We start from the raw sequence: 24,954 nt of genomic DNA, 5'->3' as shown, positions 1-24,954 counted from the left end.
AATGCGGTCACAACGGCACCTGCTCCCTCCCCGACCAAGTTGGGGGCAGGTGCCGTTTTCATGTCCCGGCGCTCGCCGCCAGCAGTGCCTCAGCCACCGCTGAGCGTACGTACAGCACGCTACGGCCCGCACGATGGCGCGTCACCAGGCCGGCGCCGCTGAGGGCGGAGAGGTGGTGGGAGACGTTGGGGGTGGAGAGGCCGGTGCGCAGGGCGAGTTCGGTGGTGGAGGCCGGGGCGTCGAGTTCGGTGAGCAGCAGGGCGCGGGCACGGCCGAGGACGGCGGTCAGGCCGTCGGGGACCGGGGTGGAGTGTTCCCAGAGCGTGGCGACGCCGGGTGGGGCGTAGACCAGGCCGGGCTGGTGCGGGGGGTTGGTCTGGGAGTAGATGCCGGGCCAGGCGAAGGAGGAGGGGACCAGCACGAGACCGCGTTCGCCGTCCAGTTGACGTTCGGCGCGGAACCAGCGGTGGGCCACCCGGAGGGTGCCGCGTTCCCAGCTCACCGCCGGGTGCAGGTCGGCGAAGAGGGCCGCCGGCCCGCCGGTGGACATCTGCCGTGCGCGGCGCAGTACTTCGCCCTCGGCAAGCCGTTGGATGCGCGGCCAGAACGGTGCGATCGCGGCATTCCAGTACGCCAGCACCTCCGCCGCCAGCCGGTCCAGCCCGGCCGCCGGTCTGTTCCTGAACTCGGCGACCAGCGGCGGGAGTTCGCCGCTGATCCGGTCGAGGTCGGCCCGCACCTGGTGGTGGCCGGTGGCCAGCAGCCGCTCCAGCTCCTCCTCCACGGTCGGCGCGAAGTTCAGCGGGATCGGCGTGAGGAAGTCCGGGGTGTAGACGGTGGGCACCGGGACCAACTGCGCCAGCAGCTCGATGCCCACCCCTTCGAGCCGGGCCCGCGCCTGCCGCACCCACGGCAGGTGCACCGCATGCTCGCCCGGCTCCTTCAACACCTGGACGCTGTTGGTGACTTCCCACAGCGGCGAGCAGGCGAAGCGCGTCATCGCCAGGTCCTGGGCGGAGAACTCCAGCGTCAGCACGTACGCGCCACCCTCCGAGGATTCCAGCAGGACGAAATCTCTGGGCCCCGGTGATCACCGGCCCGAGGATCGAGCCCATGACCTCCGCGACCATTGCCCGGCCCCTGCGGGCCGTCGGCCAGCAGCGTAACCTCCTCGGCGCACACCTGATCGACAGCCTCGGCAGCGGGCTGCTGCTCGCCTTCACCGTCGTCTACTTCGTCCGCACCACCACGCTCGGCCTGACTGCGATCGGCGCAGCGATCACCCTGGCCCGGCTGCTCGCGATGCCGACCGCGCTGCTCACCGGGCCGCTCATCGACCGGCTCGGCGCCCGCACGGTGGCCGCCGCCGCGAACCTGCTCTCGGCTCTCGCCTACACCGGAATGCTGGCGGCGGGCCGGGTCTGGCAGATCATCGCCGTCGTCTGGCTCGCGCAGGTCGGCACCGCCGCCTACTGGACCTCCAGCACCGGCCTGGTCGTGCTCGCCGCGGAGGAGGCGGACCGCCCGCGCTGGTTCGCGCTGATCGGATCGCTCCGCAATGGCGGCCTCGCCGTCGGCGCGGCAATCGGCGCACTGCTGCTGGGCGTTGGCGGCACCGGCGGGCTGCGCGCGATCGTGCTGCTCAACGCCGTCAGCTTCGCGGTCGCGGCAGCTCTGCTGGCCACCTGGCGACCCGCCCGCGCGGCCGCCGTCGCCCGGGAAGCGGTCCGGGGCAGCTACCGCACGGTGTTGCGGGACCGGCGCTACCTGCTGCTGGTCGCCATCAATCTGAGTTTCGTCTTCGCCTCGCTGATCCTCAGCCTGCTGCTCGCCGTCTACCTCACCGAGGACCTGCACCGGCAGGCCTGGGTGGCGGGCTCGCTGCTGGTGCTCAACAGCGCGCAGGTGGTGCTCACCCAGACCACCGTCACCCGCCGCCTGGCCCGCTTCCGCCCGATCCGGGTCATCGCCGCAGGTTCGCTGCTCAATGCCCTCGCCTTCGGTCTGTTCGCGCTGCTCTCGGCGGCCCCCGGCTGGGCGGTCATGGCGGGCCTCTACACCGCGATGCTGATCTACAACGCCGCCGAGACGGTGGCCACGCCGTACCGCGAGGACCTCAGCGTGAGCCTGGCCGACCCCGGTATGCGCGGCCGCTACCTTGCCGTGTACCAGCTCTCCTGGACGGTCGGCCAGGCCGTCGCACCCGGCCTGCTGACCCTTCTGCTCGGGTACGGCGGCGCCTGCCCGTGGCTCTTCCTCGGCGCGCTGAGCCTGGCCGCCGTACCCGCGCTGCTGCTTCTCGAACGGTCGGTCACTCGGCCGTCACTGCTGTCAGCCCCGGCCGCTGCACCTGCGGGGCGCCCGTGATGAGGTCGAGGACGACCCTGTTGCCGAGCGGGTGCGCGAGGTGGAAGGTCGCCGGGCCGGAGCGCAGCGCCGCACCGCCTGCCCATCCCTGACCCCTTGGTCGGGTTGGTCGGGTGGAGGTACGCGATCAGCACGACCACCGCGTCCGTCTCGTAGGCCTCGGTCCGCTGAATCTCGTCGCAGTCCCCGTGCCCCACGGTGCCGGTCAGCGTGAGCCCGTCCGCCGAGGTGCCGGTCCAACCGGCTCCCGCCACATCGGGGAACAACTGCCCGCTCAGGTAGGCGAACTTGTCGTTCCCGCCGTGAAAGGCGTCCTTCGGCAGCCACTCCGGTCCGGCGTTCACCGGGTAGTAGCCCGTCGCCCAGGCCCGCTCCTCCGCCGAGCTCGGCCAGGCCTTGGCCACTACGTCGGCGCGCTGGTGCGCCTCCGGGATCGGCCCTCTCGCCAGGCCGCCGCTCGACTTCGGAATGTCCCCGTTCGAGCCGCAGGCGGTGGTCAGCGTGAGCAGCAGTGCGAGTGCGGCGAGCTTCTTGGTCATGGCAGTTCCCCCGTAACGACGAATCGGCGGCACTGTGACGTACAGTGCCGCCGACCGGTTCCTCAGGGATCAGAACAGCGGCATGCCCGCGCGCACCAGGCGCCAGGTCACCCCGCCGAAGTCCGCCGGGTCGATGACACCCTTGGCCTTCACCCACGCGATCATCGTGTTGCGGATCTCGTCCGAGTTGGCCCACACCTTGGTCGCCGACGCGACGTGCGGGAAGTTACCGCCGCCGTTGGCCCGGTAGTTGTTCACCGCCAGCACGAACTGCGCCGCCGGGTCCACCGCCTTGCCCTCGTACGACAGGTTCACGATCCGCGAGCCCACCGGCCGGGTGAGGTCGATGTCGTACGAGACGCCGTACACCGAGTCGAAGTTGTAGTCCGGCGTGTTCTGCTGGTTGGTCAGCGTGTCCAGGTTGATCGGGTCGCCGACGGCCAGCTGCGCGAAGTACTTCGCCGAGAACTCCAGGTAGTCCTTGATCTGAGCACCCGTCAGGATCCGGGCCTCCAGCGTGTTCTCGTAGATGTACAGCCCCGCTGCGTCCCGCAGCTTCACCGTCCCCGCCGGGATCAGCGCCGTGCGGTTGAACGGCGCGGCCTGCGCCAGCACCGGCAGGTTGGCGTACGAGGTCGAGGCCAGCGCCGCCTTGACGGTGTCCGCCTGCACCCGGCCGATGAGGTCGATGATCGGCGCGTCCTTGAAACGGGCCTCGGCGATCGACAGCTCCGCCTTGCAGGTGCCGATCACCTGGTTGACGTACTCCACGACCTTCTTGTGCTGGGCGCTGATCAGCTCGACGATCTCCGGGTCCTCGGGCACCGTGTTGGAGTTCAGCACCCGCGAGGTCAGCGAGGTGACGTGCCACTGGCCCCGGCTGAACTCCACCTCGAAGTCGAAGCAGGAGAGCCGCTGCGCCCAGCAGAGCGGCTCGGAGAGCACGACGGTCTTCCCGGTCTCCTTGTTGACGATCAGCCGCTGCGGCACCTCCTTGTGGGTGTGGCCCACCAGCACCGCGTCGATCCCCGGCACCGTCTCCGCCATCTCGCCCGAGGCGTCCTCGGGCCAGGGCAGCTGGTCGCCGTAGGTCGTCGGCTCGTCGATGCCCGAGTGGGCCGACACCACGATGATGTCCGCACCCGCCGCCTTCATCCGCGGCACGTACTTCTTCGCCATCTCCACGATGCCGGGGAAGACCATCTGGCCCGAGACGTTGGCCTTGTCCCAGATCGCGATACCGGGGTTGGTCAGGCCCAGGATGCCCACCCGCAGCGGGCGGCCGTGCCCGAGGTGCAGCTCCTTGATGACGTACGGCTGGAAGGCCGGGCGCTCGTTCTTGGCGAACAGCGCGTTCGCCCCCAGCAGCGGGAAGTCCAGCTGCTCCTCGAAGGCGCGCACCGTCGGGATGCCGTAGTTGAACTCGTGGTTGCCGAGGGCGGCGGCGTCGTAGCCTATGGCGTTCATCGCCTCGGCCATCGGGTGCCGGGGCGGGCGCTTGCCGGCGATCGGCTCCACGCGGGCGTAGTAGTAGGTCAGCTGGGTGCCCTGGATGATGTCGCCGGCGTCGATGAGCAGGGTGCGGTGACAGCCCTTCTCCTCGCGGATCCGGTTCACCAGGGTGGAGATCTTGGCCAGGCCGACGTCGTTGTGCGCCTTGTCGTCGTACTCGGCGTCGGTGAAGTAGTCCCAGTTCAGCACCCGGCCGTGCAGGTCGGTGGTGCCCATCACGGTGAAGGACTGCTTCAGCGGGGCCTTCTTGAGCCCCTCCGCCTCGCCCGCCGTGGCCGGGGTCGCGGCGGCGGCCGGGGTGGCGGCGGCGACCGGAAGGCCGCCGACCAGGGCCGCACCGGCGGCGGTGGCGGCCGAGCGGGTGACGAAGTCACGACGATTCAGGGGCATGGACGACTCCAACGGGGGCAGACGGACCGTCAGCAGCTGTGACGCGCGTAGAGGAACGCGCGTAGAAGTCTGCCGGGGAATCCGCCCGGCGAACAGACCCCGGCACGTTTCCAGCAGGTGAGAAGTTGAACACCTTTACGTGACCAGCCGGGCCACCACCCCCGTCAGCCGGTCCACCTCCGCCCTCAACACCGCCGCCGCGTCCACCCCGCCCGGCTCCAGGCCCTCCCACACCCGAGCCCGGACATAGCCGTCCAGCGCCACCGGCAGCTCCCAGCCGACGATCCGCTCCACCCCCGGCGCACCGGCCAGCGCCGCCAACAGCCCGTCCAACCCCACCGACCCGGGCACCCCGACCAGCTCCGCCCGCTCCGCCAGCTCCCGCAGCGGCTGCGCCTCCGGCTGCCGCCGACCCGGCACCAGCAGCGCCCCCGCCCCGTACAGGCCGGCCACCACGCCCGGCCACCACGGCCCGGCCAACCCCGCGAAATGCAGCCCCAGCCCCACCGCACCCGCCGCGCAACCCACCAGGTTGCGCGGCGACTCCAGGTACTCCAGCGCCCTACTGGTAGCCACGGATCTCCTCGAAGGCCCCGTCGAGCGACCCCGTCCCGTCGAACAGCTTCCCGCCCGTCAGCTCCGCGATCCCCTGCAACTGCCCCTTCGCCGCATCCCCGAAGAGGATCGGGAACACCGGCACCGCTCTCCCGCCCTCCGGCAACTGCTGGAAGAACGACCGGAACTCCGCGTCCGACGCCCCCTCGTTGCTCTCCCCGTCCGTCATCAGCACGATCGAGGTGAACCGGTCGTCGCGCGCGGCGCCCTGCTGCCGCGCCACCACCCGGTACGCCTCCTCCAGCGAGCTGTACACCGCCGTACCGCCGTCCGCCTCCAGCGCCTGCACGTCCGCGTTGATCGACGCCAGCTCCGCCGCCGACGAGGACTGCGGCACCACATGCACCTTCTCCGACTTCACCGACGAGGCGAACGAGATCAGCGTCACCTCCTCCCGGTCCCGGAAGCGCCGCACACCCCGGGTGTCCTCCGCCCCCGTCAGCCGTGCCATCGCCGCCTTCAACGACCGCAGCCGCTCACCCTTCATCGACCCCGAGGTGTCCAGCACGTACACCGTCCGCGACGGCCGCCGCAGCTCGTTCTGGTACGAGGACAGCAGCCCGTCCGCCACCGCCCGGCTCCCCGGGAACGGCAGCTCCCGCCGCCGGTCCGCCGGCAGCCCCGCCGCCGGCGCCACCTCCGCCGTCACCGGACGGCGCAGCGTCTGCTCCGAGATCCGCTGCTGCACATCACTGCGCAGCAGGTACTTCGTCAGCCGCTGGAACGACTCCCGGGCCGGCTGCCCCGCCGAGGCCAGCAGGGACAGCGGATAGTCCGCCGACACCACCCCGTCCACCGGCCGCACCACCGTCAGACGGTCGTCCGCCGGCAGCGTCCGGTTCAACGACAGCAGCACCGACTCGTAGTTCACCAGCGCACCGACCTTCGCCCCCCGGCCCGCCTTCTGGTACGCCTGCGCCAGCCACCCCGACGAGCCCGAGGTCAGCTTCTGCCCCGAGAAGAACCGCTGCAGCTGCGGCGTCGCCTTCCTCACGTCCGCGTCCGTCAGCGCCGACCCCGCCCCCGAGAACGCCGAGGCCACCGCCACCAGCGCCGAGAACCCCGAGTTGGACCGCGACGGATCTGCCATCCCGTACGACAGCCGCCCGGCAGAAGCCGCATCTCCCAGCTGACCCCAGGTCACCTTCGAGCCGTCACCCCAGCCCAGCTCGCTCAGAATGCCGCTGCGCACGCCCACCGCCACCGGTGACACCATCACCGGGGTCTCCGAGATCAGCTTCGCCTTCCCGCCGTCGTCGAGGCGCAGGTAGTGGTTCGACGGGAACCAGACCGCGTCGTACTTGCCGTCCGCCCGGCCGGCGGCGACGGCGTCCGCGCCGTCCAGCGAACCGGTCCAGGCGAACTGCACGGTGACACCCGTCGCCTTCCTGGCCTCCTCCAGGACCGGCGCCATGTCCTGCAGTTCACTTCCCGCCAGGACGCGCAGCACGCCCTCCTTGGGCGTCGGCGACAGGTCGTCGGGTCTCGGATTCGGGTCGCTCGTACATGCCGTGAGCAGCAGGACCAGAACGGCCGGCACGAGCCGCCGCAGTACCTGGGTCGCCTGGGTCGCCAGGGTCACCTTGGTCATCGCCTTCATCCCCCTACCGGCCCTTGGCCGCGTCGACCAGCCTGGACAGCACCGCGACCGCCGGCACCGGTGCCTGCCGGACTCCCGCCGCCGACAGGTCCGGCGCGAAGGCCGCTCCCGGACGCCCGGCCAGCGCGGCGGCGAAGGCGGCGGCGTCGCCCTGCGGACGGAAGCCGAACTTCGCCTCCAGGGCCCGCAGCTTCTCGTCGTCGCGCAGCAGTCTGGCCAGACGGTCGCCCTCGGGTGTCAAGGCAACCGCGGTGTGGTCACTCGAAACGGTGGTGTCCGGATAGAGCACCACCAGGTCCCCCGTCGAACGCCCCTGCGCCGCCAGTGACGCCACCTGCGACTCGTACACCAGCACCAGCGGATTGCCCACGCCGGACAGGAAGTCCTTGAAGGGGCCGTCGCTGCTGGTCTTCTGGTCTCCCTGCATCGCCGTCAACTGCCTTACCAGTGGCGCCGTCCGGGCCACTCCGGCATCGTCCGACACCACCCGGCCGCCGTTCGCCAGGTACGAGACCGCGGCCAGGTGCAGCGCGCCCGAGGAGGATGTCGCCGGGTCCGTCGTCGTCACGTACAGCGCACCGGAGAGCTCGGCGTGACCGGCGCTGCCCTTGAGGCTCTGCCAGGTGCGGTCGGCGCGCACGGCGGCCAGGTAGGCGTCCATCCGGAACGTCCACAGGCCCGATTCGGACTTCACCGCAAGGCCGTTGTCGCGCAGGACCTCGGCCACCGGGGCGTGCGCGATGACCACCAGCGGGGAGTAGAAGGGCCGCACCGGCTCGGTGGAGATGTGCCGGGCCGAGCGGATCTCCTCGGCGGGCGGCAGACTGGACGGGAAGGCGAAGTCGTAGCCGTCCAGGCTCGTACTGGTCATCGACCACGAACCGGTGGTCTGCACATCGACCCTGAAGCCCTTCGCCTTCAGTTCGCGGACCACCGCCGGGTCGGCGAAGAACTCGGCCTTCTCGGAACCGATCAGCCCCCGGACGGCAGTGGTCCCACCCGATCCGATCCGGTCGTGGAACACCGCGAAGGCCACCCCCGCCAGCAGCAACAGCGCTGCCAGCACGCCCCCCACACGTCTCATCGCCAACCCTTCCCCCAGGCCCGGCAGTTCCGGACCATGAGCGTCCCGCCGACTCCGTAGCGCCGGCCGAAGGGCGGATGAACCAGGGGTGAACAGGCCTTCACGGAACGGCATCGAGGTGTCGGTCCTGTGCTCGTCCTGCTCTCAACTCCACCTGTCAGCAAGTGAAGTCACGGCGTGTCAGTTCGTTAACCCAATCGTTCGCCAACCGCCACCGTGCGGCCCGTAGGAACTTCGCTGTTACGCGCCGGTAATGCCTACGCTCTTCAGTCATGCGCCGAGCAAAAATCGTCTGCACCCTCGGGCCCGCCGCCGACTCGTACGACCAGATCAAGGCCTTGGTCGACGCCGGTATGGACATCGCCCGATTCAACCTCAGCCACGGCTCCCAACTGGAGCACGAAGAACGCTACCGCCGCGTCCGCAAGGCCTCCGACGAGACCGGCCGCAGCGTCGGCATCCTCGTCGACCTCCAAGGCCCGAAGATCCGGCTCGACCGCTTCGCCGAAGGTCCTGTACTCCTTGAACGCGGCGACGAGTTCACCATCTCCGTCGAGGACGGCATCGAGGGCGACCGCGAGATCTGCGGCACCACCTACAAGGGCCTCGCCGCCGACGTCTCGCGCGGCGAGCGCATCCTCGTCGACGACGGCCGGGTCACCCTCGAGGTCACCCACGTCGAGGGCCCCCGCGTCCACTGCATCGTCATCGAAGGCGGCCTGGTCTCCGACCACAAGGGCCTCAACCTGCCCGGAGTCGCCGTCTCCGTGCCCGCGCTCAGCGACAAGGACGTCGCCGACCTGCGCTGGGCCCTGCGGACCGGCGCCGACCTGATCGCCCTCTCCTTCGTCCGCAGCGGCAAGGACATCGAGGACGTCCACCGCATCATGGCCGAAGAAGGCCGCCACCTCCCCGTCATCGCCAAGATCGAGAAGCCCCAGGCCGTCGACAACCTCGAATCCATCGTCGACGCCTTCGACGGCATCATGGTCGCCCGCGGCGACCTCGGCGTCGAAATGCCGCTGGAGCAGGTGCCGCTCGTCCAGAAGCGCGCCATCAAACTCGCCAAGCGCAACGCCAAGCCGGTCATCGTCGCCACCCAGATGCTCGACTCGATGATCAACGCCTCCCGGCCCACCCGCGCCGAGGCCTCCGACGTCGCCAACGCCGTCCTCGACGGCACCGACGCCGTGATGCTCTCCGGCGAGACCTCCGTCGGCAAGTACCCCGTCGAGACCGTCAAGACCATGGGCCGCATCATCGAAGCCGCCGAGGACGACATCCTCGCCGCCGGCCTCCCGCCCCTCACCGAACGCAACAAGCCCCGTACCCAGGGCGGCGCCGTCGCCCGCGCCGCCGCCGAGATCGGCGACTTCCTCGGCGCCAAGTACCTCGTCGCCTTCACCCAGAGCGGCGACACCGCCCGGCGCCTCACCCGCTACCGCTCGCCCATCCCCGTCCTCGCCTTCACCTACGAACCCGCCGTCCGCAGCCAACTCGCCGTCACCTGGGGCTGCGAGACCTTCCTCGGGCCCTTCGCACCCACGACCGACGAGATGGTCGCCCAGGTCGACGCCCAGCTGATCGGCCTCGGCCGCTGTCAGAAGGGCGACATCGTCGTCATCACCGCCGGCTCACCCCCCGGCCTGGCCGGCTCCACCAACCTCGTCCGCGTCCACCACGTCGGCGAACTCGACAACTGAACACGCCTCGCGCGTACGGGCGGCGCCCCTTCCGGATCCCGGGGGAGCGCCGCCCGTACGCGCATCAGCGCTGGGCGGCACGGATGTGCTTGACGATCTGGCCGAGATCCTCCGACGCGGCGGAGGGGAAGGCGGTGAGACGCCCGTGCACCGCCCGCGACAGCGGCAGGTCCGCCCCGGAGACCGCCAACGCGACATCCTTGGCGGCCAGCCACACCGGGAAGTGACTCCCCTGACCGAAGGCACGGCCCGCCACACCGGCGAGGGGCCCGTGAGCCATCGCCCCCGTCACCAGCTCCTCCGGCAGGCCGAAAGCATCAGCAAGGGCCATCGCCTCCCCGATCGCGGTGACGCCGGTGATCACCGCATTGATCAGTACGACCTTGAGGGCCGCGCCCGTGCCGGTCGCACCGCAGAGAGTCAGCGTGCCGAACACCTCCAACACGTCCCTGACCTCGGTCACGTCCCCGCCGACCAGCAGCGAGAGCTCACCGCCGGCCGCGCGGTCGACACTGCCCATGACCGGCGCATCCACCAGAGCAACACCCTCCGGGAGCATTCCCGCCACCTCCCGCACCCCCTGCGGGCCGATCGAGGACGCCTCGATCAGAGTGACGCCGGGCCGCAGCGCCGAGGCAAAGGCCCCCACCACCTCCCGCACGGCAGCCGGGTCGGCCAGCATCGTGATGACGACATCGGCCTCCCGGACGGCCTCGGCCGGAGTCGCCGCCACTCCGGCTCCCGCCGCCGCGAGTTGAGCCGCCCGCGAGGCCGTCCGGTTCCACACCGTCAGCGGATAGCCCGCCGCGAGCAGGCGTCGGGCCATCGGCGTACCCATGCCTCCGAGCCCCAGAAACGCGATCTTCTTCTCCATGGCCTCCACGGTAGGCACCGCGATGACATGCCACCAGCGAATGTCTAGCATGGCAGCCATGCCCGAAACGCATGACTTCTCCACCTCCTCGCTGCGCGTGTTCGTCGAGGTGGCCAGGCTCGGCTCCTTCACCGCCGCCGCTCAGACCATGGGTTACACGCAGTCGGCGATCTCGCGGCAGATCTCCGCCCTGGAGAACGAAGCCGGCACCGCACTGTTCGACCGCCTCCCGCGAGGCGTCCGCCCGACCGAACCCGGCCGCCGGCTGCTCGGACACGCGGAAGCCGTACTCGAACGCCTCGACGCGGCCCGCCGCGAGCTGACCGACCTACGAGACCTGGCCACCGGCCGACTTCGCGTCGGCACCTTCGCCACCGCCGCAGCCGCGCTCGTACCCAAGGCCATAGCCGCCTTCCGCACGACCTACCCCGACATCGCCGTCACACTCGAAGAAGGGCTCACCCCCCGACTCCTGACGAAGCTGACAGCCGGCGAAGCCGACGTGGCCGTCATCAGCACCACCTACGACCAGCCACTGCTCGGCGTCGAACTACGCAAGCTGTGCGACGACTTCATGATGGTCGCGCTTCCTCCCGGCCACCGGCTCGCCGGCCGCCGCCAGGTCAGACTCGCCGACCTCGCCGACGAGGAATGGATCGCCGGCAGCTCCCGCCCCGAGGACACCCTCATCAGCTCATGCCTACGCACCGGATTCAGCCCCAGAATCGGCTTCGTCGCACGCGACTGGATCGCCAAACAGGGCTGCGTCGCAGCCGGACTCGGCATCACCCTCATCCCCTCCGTGGCCGCGGACGCCATCCGCCCCGACATCACCCTCGTCTCCCTGCACCCCAAGGACATCCCCGTACGACAGGTCTACGCCGCCACCCCGGACGGCGTCACCCCCTCACCCGCCGCGCGCGCCTTCCTCGACCTGCTGTGCCCGCAGTGAAGCTCATCACCGTCCCACCCCGATCTCGGCCACTCGGCACCAGGAGCGTCGCAGCACCGTCACAACCCGATCGGCAGCCTCCGACCATGGGTACCTTCACCGCAGACGGCGTCTCGGACGAGCAGACGCCGCAGGGAGGGACACAGACCATGAGCAGAACACTCAGAACCGCCGGCGCCGCCCTGGCCGCAGCCGTACTCACCGCCGCCCTCGCCACCGGCTGCGGACCGGACACCACCACCGGCGGAGACGGACAGAAGGCCACCAACGCCGCACCCTCGTCCGTAAGTTCGTCAGCCCTGGGAACCTCTCGGCCCACCACCGTCCAGATCGGCAGGACCGCCTACTGGGGCGGCCTGAAGATCGACGTGAAGTCCGCCACCTACAAGCCCGCCACCGAAGGCGGCTACGGCTACAAGGTCGTCCTCGACACCACCGTCACCAACACCTTCAGAACCACCGCCGTCAGAAACTGGCCCGACTTCGCCATCGACATCGCCGGCACCCCACTCGGTGGCGACTACGGCTCCGCCGTCCCGCCCACCCCCGGCGCCTCCAACCCGCTCACGCTCACCTTCAACGGCTCAGCCGACGCCGACCACGCCTTCACCTTCGACGGCGCCTCCCTCGTCCTCGGCGACGCAAGCGAAGCCCAGGCCGTCGTACCGCTCGGCAAGGGCGGCCGCGAAGCCATCTCCCTCAAGCCGATCGACCTCAAGCTCCCCGCCAACACCGTCCTCACCTCCGGCCGGCTCAGCCTCAGCCTCAAGACTGCACAACTGCGCGCCGACGTCGGCAACAACAACGGCCTCAAGCGCGGCCAGCGAGCCCTGCTCGTCGTCTTCGACATGACCGGACACGTCGGCCCCGCCGGCATGGCCGTCGACGGCGGGATCCTCCGCCTCAAGCTCCCGAACGGCCAGGTCGTCGGCCCCATCGCCGCCCCCATCGAGGCCATCTACCCCGACCGCCCCACCCGCCAGGACCAGGCCGCCTGGTTCGTCTTCGAAGGCGCCACCGACGGCGACTACACCCTCTCCGTCACCGACACCGACACACCCCCGGCTTCCGTCCCCCTCCCCGCCACCGGCCTCAAGGACAGCGGCCCGGTCAGCTGACACACCCTCCACCCAACGGCGCAGCCCCCCGGGGGAGGGGCTGCGCCGTCAGTACTTCGGCCCGATGTGCTCGTCCATCAACGCGACGGATGCGCGGCGGGCGACGGAGACGTCGACGGCCCGGCTCGGCCGCTGCGTGACCTTCCACTGCACACCCACCGCGTCGAGGGTGTCGGTGAAGATGTGGACGATGTCGGCCGAGGTGTTGGTGAAGAAGTACCGCGGGTACTCGTAGCGCTTGATTTGGCCACCAACCGTTCTGGTAGTCCAGTTGGTGATCCGACAGCCATCGGAGTGGATGAGGCCGCGGAGCAGTGCCCACGGGTGCTCGGCGACAATGCGTTGCTGCCAAGGCATCAGAGAGATGCGACGTAGGTGCTTGGGGCCGGCGCCGTGCTGAGGAAAGAGGCAGGGCCAGTGCTTGCTGTTGCTGACCACGCTTGTGCAGCCTGGCGCTCGTATGCTGACCACGCTTGTGCAGCCTGGCGCTCGTACGCGGTGGACCTTATTGCTCGGCATCACGGCGCCGACGGCATGTACGCAGGCATCGATCAAGCCGGGCCAGGTATCGCCGCAGGCTATTCGGAGTGCGTAGACCTCTCGGCGGCCTCGGCTGATGCAGCCATCGCCCAGATAGAGGCCGAGGAGGTAGGCGTAGTCGGCACGTGGGCGACCGGACTCAAGTTCGCCGCATTGGACTGGGCACTCCGCAGTCATCGAGGGGCTCGGCGTAATGCGTGTCGTCCATTGGCGGATGGAGTATCGAGAGATGCCCATGGCGCGGCTTACCTGGCTGAAGGTCAGGCCAGCCTCGTGCAGGGCGACTGCGCGCTGCCGCGTTGCAATGTCGTACATGCTCGCGAGGCTGAGCCACGGCTACGTCTCAGATCGCGGATACCGGAGGATCTTCACCCGGAACGATGAAGATCTCCAACGGTCGACTGTCCTTCAAATCGAAGGAAAAGTACCCCGAGTGGGATTCGAACCCACGCTGGATGGTGTTTGAGACCATTGCCTCTACCGCTGGGCTACCGGGGCTCCCATGGAATCGAAGGTTTCCCTCGATACCGCGTGACTCAAACATACAGGGTCTAGGTAGGCTCGTGCATGCAGCACCCCGCCGGAACGAGGAGCCCCGTGAGCACCGCCGACGAGCAGCCCCAGCCGCTTGAGACCGACTCGCCCCAGATCACCCGAATTGTCATCGCCGAGGACGAGACGTTGATCCGTCTCGACCTGAAGGAGATGCTCGAGGAGGAGGGTTACACCGTCGTAGGCGAGGCCGGAGACGGTGCGACGGCGGTGAAGCTGGTGGAGGAGCTCCGTCCCGATCTGGCGATCCTGGACGTGAAGATGCCGATCCTGGACGGGCTGTCCGCCGCCGAGCAGATCCACCACGCGCACCTGGCCCCCGTCCTGATGCTCACTGCGTTCTCGCAGCGTGAGCTGGTCGACCGGGCCCGTGACGCGGGCGCGATGGCGTACATCGTGAAGCCGTTCAGCAAGAGCGACCTCGTCCCCGCGATCGAGATGGCCGTCTCCCGGTACACGGAGATGCGCACGCTCGAGGAGGAGATCGCCGACCTCACGCAGCGCCTGGAGACCCGCAAGCTGGTCGACCGCGCGAAGAGCGTGCTGCAGACGAAGTTCGGGCTGACCGAGCCGGCTGCCTTCCGCTGGATCCAGAAGACCTCGATGGACCGTCGGATGACGATGGCCGCCGTTGCCGAGGCCGTGATCGAGGAGGGTGTGGCCCAGGACAAGAAGAAGTCCGACGAGGCCAAGCCCGAGAGCTGAGCAGTAATAACGAGGAAGGGCCCGGCCGCAGTGGCCGGGCCCTTCCTTGTTACGTGACTACGTGGTCAGTCCTCGCCGAGGTACGCCTTGCGCACCGACTCGTCGTGCAGCAGGTCCGCACCCGTGCCGGTGAGCACGATGCGGCCGATCTCCATGACGTAGCCCTGGTCGGAGAGCGAGAGCGCGGCCTGGGCGTTCTGCTCGACCAGCAGCACCGTGGTGCCGGCGGCCTTGAGTTCGATGATGGTCGCCATGATCTTCTGCATCATGAGCGGCGAGAGGCCCATCGAGGGCTCGTCGAGCATGAGCAGCTTCGGACGGGACATCAGCGCGCGCCCCATGGCGAGCATCTGCTGCTCACCACCCGACAGGGTGCCTGCGGCCTGCTTTCGACGCTCGCCCAGAATCGGGAAGAGCGTGTAGGCGCGCTCGATGTCCTCGGTGATGCCGGGGGTGTCCTTGCGGAGGAAGGCGCCGAGGAGGAGGTTCTCCTCGATGGTCATCCGCGGGAAGATGTGGCGTCCCTCGGGGGAGTGGGCCAGCCCCAGCGAGACGATCTTGTGCGCGGGCACCGCGTTGAGCGGCTGGCCGTCGAAGGTGATCTTCCCGGCGGTCGGCTTGAGCAGACCCGACAGGGTGCGCAGCGTGGTGGTCTTGCCGGCGCCGTTGGTGCCGATGAGGGTGGTGACCTCACCTTGGTTGACGGTGAAGCTGATGCCCTTGACGGCTTCGATCTTGCCGTAGGAGACGCGGAGGTCCTCGACCTCGAGCAGAGCGGTCACTGGTCGGCCTCCGTGCTGTTCGTGCTGTCCGTGCCGTCGGCAGTGGCGGTGCCGGGGGCTGCCTCGGTGGCTCCTTCGAGGGGGGCGCCGAGGTAGGCGGTGATGACGCGTTCGTCGTTCTGGACGGTTTCGCGGTCGCCTTCGACGATCTTCTGGCCCTGGACGAGGACGGCGGTGCGGTCGCAGAGGTTGAAGATGAACCGCATGTCGTGCTCGATGACCAGGATCGCGATGCCCTTGTCCCGGATGGCGAAGACCAACTCCTCGGCGGCGCGGGTCTCCTGGGGGTTCATGCCGGCGGTGGGCTCGTCGAGGAGCAGCAGGCCGGGGTCGCTCGCGAGGGCGCGGGCGATCTCGAGCTTGCGCTGTTCGCCGTAGGGGAGGTTGCGGGCGAGGTGGTCGGCCTTGGCGGCGAGGCCGGTGAACTCCAGGAGTTCCATGGCCTTTTCGCGGCTCTCGGCTTCTGCGCGGCGGTAGCCGGGGCCGCGGAGGATGGCGGAGAAGAGGCCTTCCTTGGTGCGGCTGTGCCGGCCGACGAGGACGTTCTCCAGGACGGTCATGTTGGCGAAGAGCCGGATGTTCTGGAAGGTGCGGGCGATGCCGGCCTGGGTGACGAGGTGGGGCTTGGGCGGCAGGACGGTGCCCTTGTAGCTGACGGTGCCTTCGGTGGGCACGTACAGGCCGGTGAGGCAGTTGAAGAAGGTGGTCTTGCCGGCGCCGTTGGGGCCGATCAGGCCGACGATCTCGCCGCTGTTGACGGTGAGGTCGACGTTGTTGACGGCGGTGAGGCCGCCGAAGCGCATGATGACGCCGCGGGCTTCGAGCACGGGGGTCGCTGCGGTGTTGTCGGCGGGGCGGGGGGCGGGGACGGTGCTGGTGGTCATGGTGCGGGTCACGCCCCTGCCTTGGTGAGTACGGGCTCGCCGGGCTCGGCCGGCTCCTGGCTCTCGTCGTCCTCGTGGAACTCGAGCTGCTGGCGTCGGCCGGCGATGAGGCCTTCGGGGCGCAGGCGCATGAGGAGGACGAGGGCGATGCCGAAGAAGAGCAGCTGGTAGTTCTTGAGGAAGACCAGCTTCTCGGGGATCAGGTAGAGCAGGGTGGCGCCGACGAGCGGGCCGCTGATGGTGCCCATGCCGCCGAGGACGACGGCGGCGACCAGGAAGGCGCTGTTGGGCGGCACGGAGGCGGCGAACTGGTAGGGGTCGGGCACGACGCTGTAGCTGACGTGGGCCATGACGGTGCCGGCGAGGCCGGCGAGGGAGGCGCCGAGGGCGAAGGCGAGCAGCTTGAGCTTGAAGCCGTTGATGCCCATGGCCTGGGCGGCGGTCTCGTCCTCGCGGATGGCGACCCAGGCGCGGCCGATTCGGGAGTCGTTGGCGCGGCTGAAGACGACGACGACGATGCCGGTGAAGAGGAGCATCAGCAGGAAGTAGTTGGCGAAGCGGCCGAGCGTGAAGCTGCCGAAGGTGTGCTCGATCCCGAAGTTGAACCCGAGGATGTCGAGGTCGGGGATGTTGCGGATGCCGTTGGGGCCGTTGGTGACCTTGGGGCCGGAGATGCCGTCGAGGCTGTTGACGGCGATGCGGAAGATCTCTCCGAAGCCGAGGGTGACGATGGCGAGGTAGTCGCCGCGCAGCCGCAGGGTGGGGGCGCCGATGACGACGCCGAAGACCAGGGCTGCGGCCATGCCGGTGAGTGCGGCGGCCCAGAAGGGGAAGTGCAGGCCGACGGGGGAGGAGCTGGAGCCGGAGACCAGGGCGGCGGCGTAGGCGCCGACGCCGAGGAAGGCGACGTAGCCGAGGTCGAGGAGGCCGGCGAGGCCGACGACGACGTTCAGGCCGAGGGCGACGGTGGCGAAGATGAGGATGTTGACGCCGACGGTCGCGAAGTGGTCGTCGCTCTGGGTGAAGGGGAAGGCGGCGGCTGCGGCGAAGGCGGCGGCCGTGGAGGTGCCGCGGTGGCGCGCTGTGATGGCGGTGAGCCGGCCGGCCAGGCCGGACCGGACGAGGGTCCAGGCGCCGAGTGCGGTCAGGATGAGGAAGCCGGAGAACAGCTCGCCGTACTCGGTGGTGATGCCGTAGGTGAAGACGGTGAGGCCGACGGCGGCGGCGCCGATGATGATCAGCACCTCCACCCAGCGGTTCAGCGGCTTGACGGCGGGTACGTCGGGGCGCGGGCCGACGAGGCGGTTCAGCGCGGTCAGGCCGTAGCGGATCTGGCTGACGACGCCGCCGAGCCGGGGGAAGCCGATGGCGGCGGAGCGGTGCGGCAGGCCGAGTGCGCCGATCAGCGGCAGCAGGGAGGCCAGGCCGGCGACGTAGCCGCCGGGTTCGAGGTTGGCGACGCCGCCGAGCTCGGCGCTGATGGCGATCAGCGTGTACCAGGTGGTGGCGAGGGTGGCGGTGGCCATCAGCAGGGCTGCGGCCTCGGGGCCGGCGGGGCTGAGCCAGCGGGTGCCCTTGACGCCGTAGAGCGGGAGGGCGAAGAGGGTGGTGAGCAGGCCTGCGACCAGGGTGAGGACCTGCAGGCCGCCGGGGTAGCCGTCGACGGTGAGGTCGCCGGGGAACTCGGAGGTCCAGGTCCAGTGGATGAAGGTGCTGGCGGCGGCGGCGAGGCCGCCTCCGGCGACCAGGGCCTTGGCGGCTGCCGGGGGCATCGGGATGACGCGGCGCGTGATGGTGCTCATGGTGTGGTCTCCCGCTTCCTCAGGCTCGGTCCGTGACGCGTTCCCCGAGTAGGCCTTGTGGCCTGACGAGGAGGACGACGATGAGGAGGGCGAAGGCCCAGACGTTGGCCCAGGAGCCGCCGCCGAGCTGGTGCATGCCGGGGACGTCCTGGATGTACGCGGTGGCGAGGGACTCCGCGACGCCGAGGACGAGGCCGCCGAGCATGGCGCCGTAGATGTTGCCGATGCCGCCGAGGACGGCCGCGGTGAAGGCCTTGAGGCCGGCGAGGAAGCCCATGGTGGGGCTGACCTGGCCGTAGCGCAGGCCCCAGCCGATGGCGGCGATGGCGGCGAAGGCGGCACCGAGGGCGAAGGCGATCACGATGATGCGGTCGGTGTTGATGCCCATGAGCTTGGCGGTGTCGGGGTCCTGCGCGGTGGCCTGCATGCCGCGGCCGGTGCGGGTCTTGCCGACGAAGGCGGCGAGTGCGCCCATGCACAGGGGGGCCGCGATGAAGAGGTAGAAGTCCGCGGGCTGCAGGGTGACGCTGCCGAGGTGGTAGGGGCCGCCGGGCAGCTGCGGGAAGCTGCGGCCTGCCTTGGCACCCGGGTAGAGCTGCTCGACGAGCTGCTGCAGGGTGATGGAGAGGCCGATGGCGGTGATCAGCGGGGCGAGCTTGGGTGCCCCGCGCAGCGGCCGGTAGGCGAAGCGCTCTGCGGCGACGGCGACCACGACGGAGACGATCACACCGCCGAGCAGCATGAGTGGCAGGGCCAGCCACAGACTGGTGCCTGACGGGAGGACGAGGTAGGTGGTGAGAGCACCGAACCCACCCGTCATGAAGATCTCGCCGTGGGCGAAGTTGATGAGCTGGACAATGCCGTAGACCATTGTGTAGCCGATCGCGATCAGCCCGTAAAGGGAGCCGAGGATCAGGCCGTTGGCCAGCTGCTGCGGCAGTTCGTGCACCGCTGGGCCTCCGAGGGGGTTCGGTTGGGGGTTCGCTGTGTGGGGTTGCTCGAACCGGTGGCGCACGACGGGGGCGCTGGTTCGCAGCGCCCCCGCCGGGTGGTTCGTGGTGTTGCCGGTACTGCTGCTGGGTCAGCCGCCGTAGGTGCCGGTCTTGGCGACCGTCCAGGCGCCGTCCTTGACGGCGTACACGGTGAGCTGCTTGTTGACGGCGTCGCCGTACTCGTCGAAGGCGACCTTGCCGGTGACGCCGTTGAAGCTGACCTTGCTCATGGCCTCGACGACCTTGCCGCGGGCGTCGGCGGGCAGCTTGCCGTTGTTGGCGGCGGCGACGGCCTTGACGCCCTGGATGATGGCCCAGGCGGCGTCGTAGGAGTAGCCACCGTAGGCGGCGTACGGGTCGGAGTAGTTGGCGGCCTTGTAGTCGGCCACGAACTTCTTGGCGGAGTCGAGCTGCTCGACCGGCGCGCCGACCGAGGTGGCCAGGTCGCCGTTGGCGTTGTTGTTGGCCTTCTTGATGTACTCGGGGTCGTACATTCCGTCGCCGCCCATGACCGGGACGGTGACGCCGGCCTTCTTGAGCTGGTCGGTCAGCGGGCCGGACTGCGGGTACTCGCCGCCGTAGTAGATGATGTCGGCGCCGGCGGCCTTGGCCTTGGTGGCGACGGCCGAGAAGTCGAGGTTGTTCTCGTCGATGTGGTCCGAGCCGGCGATGGAGCCGCCGAGCTTGGTGAACTCCTTCTGGAAGGCCGCGACCAGGCCGACGCCGTAGGTCTTCTTGTCGTCGATCAGGTAGGCCTTCTTCTTGCTCAGGTCCGTGTAGGCGTACTGAGCGGCGAAGGGGCCCTGGATCGCGTCGGTGGTGGCGGTCCGGAAGTAGGTCTTGAACTGGCGCTTCTTCTCGGTGTCGTACTTTTCGCCCTGGGTCAGCGCCGGGTTGGTGTTGGCGGGGGAGATCTCGACCAGGTTGGCGGACTCGAAGACCTGCTGCATGGACTGGGCGACGCCCGAGTTCAGCGGGCCGACCACGCCGAGGACGGTCTTGTCGGCGACCAGGGCGGTGGCGTTCTGCTGGCCTTCCTGGGGGGACTTCTTGTCGTCCAGGGCCTTCACCTTGAAGGTGACGCCGGGAACCTCTTTGGTGTCGTTGGCGATCTTCGCCGCGAGCTCGGTGGAGTGCTGGATGCCCAGGCCGAGCGCGGAGAGCGGGCCGGTGAGCGGGGCGTCGACGCCGATGGTGACGACGGTGCCGCCGGCGTCCTCGGAGCCGCTCTTGTTCTCACCGCGCGAGCCGCAGGCCGACAGGGTGAGCGCTCCGGCGACTGCGATGCTCACGACAAGGAGTGAACGATTACGCACGAGGGTTCCCTTTCTGAGGAAAAGCACCGGGCCGGAACTGGCGGGGTGCCGGGTCGCGCGCTGGGGCCAGGCCCAATCCATTTGGCGCGGTGACTGGCCGTGACTCTAGAACGCGTTCGGCGACTCGGGCAGGGGTGTGGGCAGGCTGTGATTCTCTTGTTATGCGAGCATGCCGCCGTAATCTCACATGCTGATCGTTTCAGCCTTACCGGACACCGGGTGCTACGGGCGGTCTCGGGTCACGGAAGGGTGGAGGTGGCAGAAAGCCTGGTAACACCGGGCATGTCCGGATAGCGGACACAGGTGTCCGGGAGCGGTGAAACGGGCGGTTACGTCCGGATACCGGAATCCGGGCAGGTGATATGCAGGTTTCTGGACAGGTCACGGGCGTAGCCGTCTCCCAGAATCTGACTCACTGTCTGGATTGCGCGCGTGTTACGTAGCGTTACATCGAGAAAGGGCAGGCCCGCGTCGCGTGGTGCGGCCGCACAGTCGGTGACGAGGTACACGACGTCGAACTCGACCTGGCGGCCGGGTTCCACCGTCCGCGGCAGGGCCGTGCCGACCACCGTGGTGGTGATCCCCCGGTAGCTCTGGTGCGCCTCGACGATCTCGTACGGGAAGGGCCCGGTGGCCGTGGCCAGCACCCGGAGCGTGAACTCGTGGCCGCCGGGGGCGGCTTCGCGCAGCTGGCCGCCGTAGCTGAAGCCGGACACCTGAACGGGGTACGGGGGAGGGGAGTTGGCCGCCTGGGCCGGGCGGTCGGCGGCGTGCCGGGCCACCAGCAGCGTGCCGCCGGCCAGCAGCAGGGCGGCGAGCGCGTACCACTGACGGCGGGTCAGCCCGCGGCGCGGAAGGGGGGCGTGCGGCACGACCTTCGCGCCCTCGGCCGCCTCGACTGGGCCGAGGGCGCCGTAGGACCCGCCGGGCTGTTCGCTCCCGTGCCCAGTACCGGACATGCCGCCCCCTCGTCTGGCCACTGCCTGCCCAGACATGGCGGTGGCCAAACAGAAGGACGGCCGGAGGCTCCGCGGGTAGGCAGCTGGGCAACCTCTAGGGGCGCGAGGAACTGCGCGAGACCGGAAGGCACCGGCCTGTGCCCTACCGCTGCGCGCCGTTCCCCGCGCCCCTGTGGTTACCCGCTGCCATGAGAGGCGGACGTTCTTACAGATCCCGCAGCATGCAGGTCAGCCGGCAGCTGGTGATCCGCTTACCGGTGTCGTCGGTGATCGCGATCTCGTACGTGGCGGCGGTGCGCCCCTTGAAGACGGCGGTGGCCACCCCGGTGACCAGGCCGGAGGTGGCCGAGCGGTGGTGGGTCGCGTTCAGGTCGACGCCGACCGCGTACCGCCCGGGCCCGGCGTGCAGCATCGCGCCGATCGATCCGAGCGTCTCCGCCAGCGCGGCGGACGCCCCGCCGTGCAGCAGCCCGTACGGCTGCTGGTTGCCCTCGACCGGCATGGTGCCGACCACGCGGTCCCCGGACGCCTCGACGATCCGGATGCCGAGCCGGTCGCCCAGGTGTCCGCCCGAGAAGGTCGACGGGTCGACGCCGAGCTTCGCGAAGTGGTCGATGACGTCCTGCGGGACTTTCAGAACCGGGGCCGCGTCGGTCATGGTGCTCCTGCCGTTTCTAGGGTCACGTCGTTGTGCCTTCTGGTTGTGCCTGTGATCGTACGACCGGCCCGGGCGGGTGCGGACGGGCCCTGCCCGGCGTCGTCTGCGGCGTTGTCGGTGGCGGGCCATAGGATCGGTGTCCGGCAGTGGAATCGGCAGGAACGGACGTTGACGTGGCTACGCAGAGTGCAGCTAAGAGTGCGGCGGGTGGCGCGGGCTCGGGGCAGCGCCCCCGGCTGATGCTGCTCGACGGGCATTCCATGGCCTACCGGGCATGGTTCGCCCTGCCCGTGGAGAACTTCAACACCACCACCGGCCAGACCACCAACGCGATCTACGGCTTCGCCTCGATGCTCGCCAACACCGTGCGGGACGAGCAGCCCACCCACCTCGCCGTGGCCTTCGACCTCTCCCGCAAGACCTTCCGCTCCGAGGAGTTCCCCGACTACAAGGCGAACCGCGCCAAGACGCCCGACGAGTTCAAGAGCCAGGTCGGCCTGATCGGCGAACTGCTGGACGCCATGCGGATCCCGCGGATGACCGTCGAGGGCTTCGAGGCCGACGACATCATCGCCACCCTGGCCACGGCCGCCGCCGCCGACGGTTTCGAGGTCCTCATCGTCACGGGCGACCGCGACGCGCTCCAGCTGGTCAGCGACCACGTCACCGTGCTCTACCCCACCAAGGGCGTCTCCGAGCTCACCCGCTACACCCCGGAGAAGGTCTCCGAGAAGTACGGCGTGACGCCGAACCAGTACCCCGACCTGGCCGCCCTGCGCGGTGACCCGTCCGACAACCTGCCCGGTATCCCCGGCGTCGGCGAGAAGACGGCCGCGAAGTGGGTCAACCAGTTCGGCTCCTTCGACGAGCTGGTCGCCCGCGCCGACGAGGTCAAGGGCAAGATCGGCGAGAAGCTCCGCGAGCACCTCGACTCCGTCAAGCGCAACCGCGTGCTCACCGAGCTGGTCCGGGACGTCCAACTCCCGCTCGGCGTCGGCGACCTGGCCCGCACCCCGTTCGACCGGGAGGCCGTCGGCCAGCTGCTGGAGGCGCTGGAGTTCCGCAACCCCAACTTCCGCGAGCGCGTCTACGGCGTCGACCCGGCCGGCGCCGAGCTCGCCGCCGAGGTGGAGACCGCCCCCGGCGTCGCCGTCGAGGGCGAGCTGCTCACCGAGGCCGGCGCACTCGCCGCCTGGCTCGACGAGCACGCCCAGGGCATGGTCGCCGTCGCCGCGGTCTACGAGTGGGCGCTCGGCTCCGGCCGCGTCCAGGAGATCGCCCTCGCCACGGGGGAGACGGCCGCCTGGTTCGACCCGGCCGAGCTCGCCGAGGCCGACGAGCGCGCCTTCGCCGCCTGGCTCGCCGACGCCAAGCGCCCCAAGGCCCTGCACATCGCCAAGCAGGTGATGCGCGCCTTCGCCGAGCAGGGCTGGCAGATCGCCGGCGTCACCGCCGACACCGCCCTCGCCGCCTACCTCGAGAAGCCCGGCCGGCGCACCTTCACCCTGGACGTCCTCGCCGAGGAGTACCTCGCCCGCTCGCTGGCCCCCGCCGCTGCCGCCGAGAGCGGCCAGCTCTCCTTCGACGCACCCGAGCACGACGCCACCGCCGGTGCCCAGGCCCTGATGACCCAGGCCCGCGCCGTCCTCGACCTCGCCGCGTACTTCGAGACCCGGCTCGCCGAGGTCGGCGCCACCGAGCTGCTGCAGGAGATGGAGCTGCCCATCGCCGAGCTGCTCGCCCGGATGGAGCGCACCGGCATCGCCGCCGACCGCGAGTGGCTCACCACCATCGAGTCCCAGTTCGCCGCCGAGATCCAGCGGGTCGTCGAGGAGGCGCACGCCGCCGTCGGCCACCCCTTCAACCTGGGCTCGCCCAAGCAGCTGCAGGAGATCCTCTTCGGCGAGCTCGGGCTGCCCAAGACCAAGAAGATCAAGACCGGCTACACCACCGACGCGGACTCCCTCACCTGGCTGGCCACCCAGACCACCAACGAGCTGCCCGTCATCCTGCTCCGCCACCGGGACCAGGCCAAGCTGCGCACCACCGTCGAGGGCCTGCTCAAGACGGTCTCCCCGCAGGGCCGCATCCACACCACCTTCAACCAGATGGTCGCCGCCACCGGCCGCCTCTCCTCGCAGGACCCGAACCTGCAGAACATCCCCGTCCGCACCGAGGAGGGCCGGATGATCCGCCGCGCCTTCGTCGTCGGCGAGGGCTACGAGTCGCTGCTCACGGCCGACTACTCCCAGATCGAGCTGCGCATCATGGCGCACCTCTCCGAGGACGAGGCCCTGACCGAGGCCTTCGCCAGCGGCGAGGACCTGCACACCACCGTCGCCTCCCAGGTCTTCAACGTCTCCAACGGTGCGGTCGACGCCGAGATGCGCCGCAAGATCAAGGCGATGTCCTACGGCCTCGCGTACGGGCTCTCCGCGTACGGGCTCTCCCAGCAGCTCGGCATCAAGCCGGCCGAGGCCCAGGGTCTGATGGACACCTACTTCGAGCGCTTCGGCGGCGTCCGCGAGTACCTGCAGCGCGTGGTCGAGGAGGCCCGCGCGACCGGGTACACCGAGACCCTGCTCGGCCGCCGCCGCTACCTGCCCGACCTGACCAGCGACAACCGCCAGCGCCGCGAGATGGCCGAGCGGATGGCCCTCAACGCCCCCATCCAGGGCTCGGCCGCCGACATCGTCAAGATCGCCATGCTGCACGTCGACCGCGCCCTGACGGAGGCTCAGCTCCGCTCCCGGATGCTGCTCCAGGTGCACGACGAAATCGTCCTGGAGCTCGCCCCGGGTGAGCGCGAGCAGGTCGAGTCCATCGTCCGCGAGCAGATGGCCGGCGCCTACCCGCTCCGCGCCCCCCTCGACGTCTCCGTAGGCGTCGGCCCCAACTGGGAGGTGGCGGCGCACTGACGCGCCGTCAGACCACCGGCACGGGGGCACCCGCTGTGCTCCCGTGCCGGGCCCGGCCGCTAGGATCCGCGCGGCCTGAGCCGCGCAGTCAG

20 protein-coding genes and 1 tRNA gene are annotated in these 24,954 nt (G+C 69.8%); 6 read left to right on the top strand and 15 right to left on the bottom strand.

Translation table 11 applies throughout. From position 1 onward, the window contains the following. Positions 1-58 precede the first annotated feature (58 nt). Positions 59-1,036 (bottom strand): ArsR/SmtB family transcription factor, encoded by a 978-nt coding sequence (locus FB465_RS07370; RefSeq protein WP_145788717.1) that lies wholly within the window; start codon positions 1,034-1,036, stop codon positions 59-61. 77 nt (positions 1,037-1,113) lie between these two features. Here FB465_RS07370 and FB465_RS07365 point away from each other — a divergent pair, with 77 nt between their 5' ends. Then, the gene (locus tag FB465_RS07365) at positions 1,114-2,367 is read left to right on the top strand and encodes an MFS transporter (RefSeq protein WP_145788715.1); all 1,254 of its coding nucleotides are present in this window, start codon (positions 1,114-1,116) and stop codon (positions 2,365-2,367) included. Between the two features lie 608 nt (positions 2,368-2,975). On the opposite strand, the gene FB465_RS07360 is transcribed toward FB465_RS07365, so the two are convergent. From FB465_RS07360 to FB465_RS07345, 4 genes are all read right to left on the bottom strand, one after another. After that, a complete protein-coding gene (locus FB465_RS07360; RefSeq protein ID WP_145788713.1) occupies positions 2,976-4,808 on the bottom strand; it encodes a bifunctional metallophosphatase/5'-nucleotidase in 1,833 nt (610 codons plus the stop codon). 135 nt (positions 4,809-4,943) lie between these two features. Further along, positions 4,944-5,384 (bottom strand): hypothetical protein, encoded by a 441-nt coding sequence (locus tag FB465_RS07355; RefSeq protein ID WP_145788711.1) that lies wholly within the window; start codon positions 5,382-5,384, stop codon positions 4,944-4,946. Next, positions 5,371-7,014 carry a VWA domain-containing protein gene (locus tag FB465_RS07350; RefSeq protein ID WP_425461143.1) on the bottom strand — a complete coding sequence of 548 codons (1,644 nt, stop codon included), beginning with the start codon at positions 7,012-7,014 and terminating at the stop codon, positions 5,371-5,373. The genes FB465_RS07355 and FB465_RS07350 overlap by 14 nt, the downstream gene beginning before the upstream one ends. 13 nt (positions 7,015-7,027) lie before the next feature. After that, a complete protein-coding gene (locus FB465_RS07345) occupies positions 7,028-8,107 on the bottom strand; it encodes a hypothetical protein (protein WP_145788707.1) in 1,080 nt (359 codons plus the stop codon). A 272-nt stretch (positions 8,108-8,379) separates the two neighbouring features. On the opposite strand from FB465_RS07345, the gene pyk reads away from it, so the two are divergent. Next, a complete protein-coding gene (gene pyk / locus FB465_RS07340) occupies positions 8,380-9,810 on the top strand; it encodes a pyruvate kinase (protein ID WP_145788705.1) in 1,431 nt (476 codons plus the stop codon). A gap of 64 nt (positions 9,811-9,874) precedes the next feature. Here the strand turns inward: pyk and FB465_RS07335 are convergent, their stop codons facing one another. Beyond that, on the bottom strand, positions 9,875-10,684 hold the full coding sequence (locus FB465_RS07335; RefSeq protein WP_246192558.1) for an NAD(P)-dependent oxidoreductase: 810 nt from the start codon (positions 10,682-10,684) through the stop codon (positions 9,875-9,877). A 58-nt stretch (positions 10,685-10,742) separates the two neighbouring features. On the opposite strand from FB465_RS07335, the gene FB465_RS07330 reads away from it, so the two are divergent. Together FB465_RS07330 and FB465_RS07325 are read left to right on the top strand one after the other, a co-directional pair. Beyond that, positions 10,743-11,636: a LysR family transcriptional regulator gene (locus tag FB465_RS07330; protein ID WP_246192557.1), complete on the top strand. Its 894-nt coding sequence runs from the start codon at positions 10,743-10,745 to the stop codon at positions 11,634-11,636. Between the two features lie 149 nt (positions 11,637-11,785). Next, a complete protein-coding gene (locus tag FB465_RS07325; protein WP_145788702.1) occupies positions 11,786-12,754 on the top strand; it encodes a hypothetical protein in 969 nt (322 codons plus the stop codon). Positions 12,755-12,802: 48 nt separating this feature from the next. Here the strand turns inward: FB465_RS07325 and FB465_RS37695 are convergent, their stop codons facing one another. Both FB465_RS37695 and FB465_RS07315 read right to left on the bottom strand, forming a co-directional pair. Then, positions 12,803-13,111 (bottom strand): hypothetical protein, encoded by a 309-nt coding sequence (locus FB465_RS37695; RefSeq protein ID WP_342791891.1) that lies wholly within the window; start codon positions 13,109-13,111, stop codon positions 12,803-12,805. Between the two features lie 608 nt (positions 13,112-13,719). Next, positions 13,720-13,792, bottom strand: a tRNA-Leu gene (locus FB465_RS07315). 99 nt (positions 13,793-13,891) lie between these two features. On the opposite strand from FB465_RS07315, the gene FB465_RS07310 reads away from it, so the two are divergent. Continuing rightward, positions 13,892-14,551: an ANTAR domain-containing response regulator gene (locus FB465_RS07310; RefSeq protein ID WP_246192556.1), complete on the top strand. Its 660-nt coding sequence runs from the start codon at positions 13,892-13,894 to the stop codon at positions 14,549-14,551. Between the two features lie 65 nt (positions 14,552-14,616). Here the strand turns inward: FB465_RS07310 and FB465_RS07305 are convergent, their stop codons facing one another. The 7 genes from FB465_RS07305 to FB465_RS07275 all read right to left on the bottom strand — a co-directional run bounded on the left by FB465_RS07305 (position 14,617) and on the right by FB465_RS07275 (position 21,944). Further along, on the bottom strand, positions 14,617-15,333 hold the full coding sequence (locus FB465_RS07305; RefSeq protein WP_145788696.1) for an ABC transporter ATP-binding protein: 717 nt from the start codon (positions 15,331-15,333) through the stop codon (positions 14,617-14,619). Then, positions 15,330-16,217: an ABC transporter ATP-binding protein gene (locus FB465_RS07300; protein ID WP_145797192.1), complete on the bottom strand. Its 888-nt coding sequence runs from the start codon at positions 16,215-16,217 to the stop codon at positions 15,330-15,332. Before FB465_RS07300 ends, FB465_RS07305 begins: the two co-directional genes overlap by 4 nt. Before the next feature lie 8 nt (positions 16,218-16,225). Beyond that, positions 16,226-18,019, bottom strand: coding sequence for a branched-chain amino acid ABC transporter permease (locus FB465_RS07295; RefSeq protein WP_145788694.1), 1,794 nt, complete (start codon positions 18,017-18,019; stop codon positions 16,226-16,228). A 19-nt stretch (positions 18,020-18,038) separates the two neighbouring features. Next, positions 18,039-18,968, bottom strand: a complete 930-nt coding sequence (locus tag FB465_RS07290) for a branched-chain amino acid ABC transporter permease (RefSeq protein WP_145788692.1) — start codon at positions 18,966-18,968, stop codon at positions 18,039-18,041. A gap of 132 nt (positions 18,969-19,100) precedes the next feature. After that, positions 19,101-20,327, bottom strand: a complete 1,227-nt coding sequence (locus FB465_RS07285) for a branched-chain amino acid ABC transporter substrate-binding protein (protein WP_145788690.1) — start codon at positions 20,325-20,327, stop codon at positions 19,101-19,103. Positions 20,328-20,656: 329 nt separating this feature from the next. Further along, on the bottom strand, positions 20,657-21,286 hold the full coding sequence (locus FB465_RS07280; RefSeq protein WP_145788688.1) for a Tat pathway signal sequence domain protein: 630 nt from the start codon (positions 21,284-21,286) through the stop codon (positions 20,657-20,659). A 205-nt stretch (positions 21,287-21,491) separates the two neighbouring features. Beyond that, positions 21,492-21,944, bottom strand: coding sequence for a PaaI family thioesterase (locus FB465_RS07275; RefSeq protein WP_145788686.1), 453 nt, complete (start codon positions 21,942-21,944; stop codon positions 21,492-21,494). 239 nt (positions 21,945-22,183) lie between these two features. Here FB465_RS07275 and polA point away from each other — a divergent pair, with 239 nt between their 5' ends. After that, complete coding sequence (gene polA / locus FB465_RS07270; RefSeq protein ID WP_425461242.1) at positions 22,184-24,862, top strand: DNA polymerase I; 2,679 nt, start codon at positions 22,184-22,186, stop codon at positions 24,860-24,862. Positions 24,863-24,954: the final 92 nt, after the last annotated feature.

Source organism: Kitasatospora atroaurantiaca (assembly GCF_007828955.1).
GTDB classification, from domain to species: domain Bacteria; phylum Actinomycetota; class Actinomycetes; order Streptomycetales; family Streptomycetaceae; genus Kitasatospora; species Kitasatospora atroaurantiaca.
This window is presented reverse-complemented; position numbering and strand designations above follow the sequence as displayed.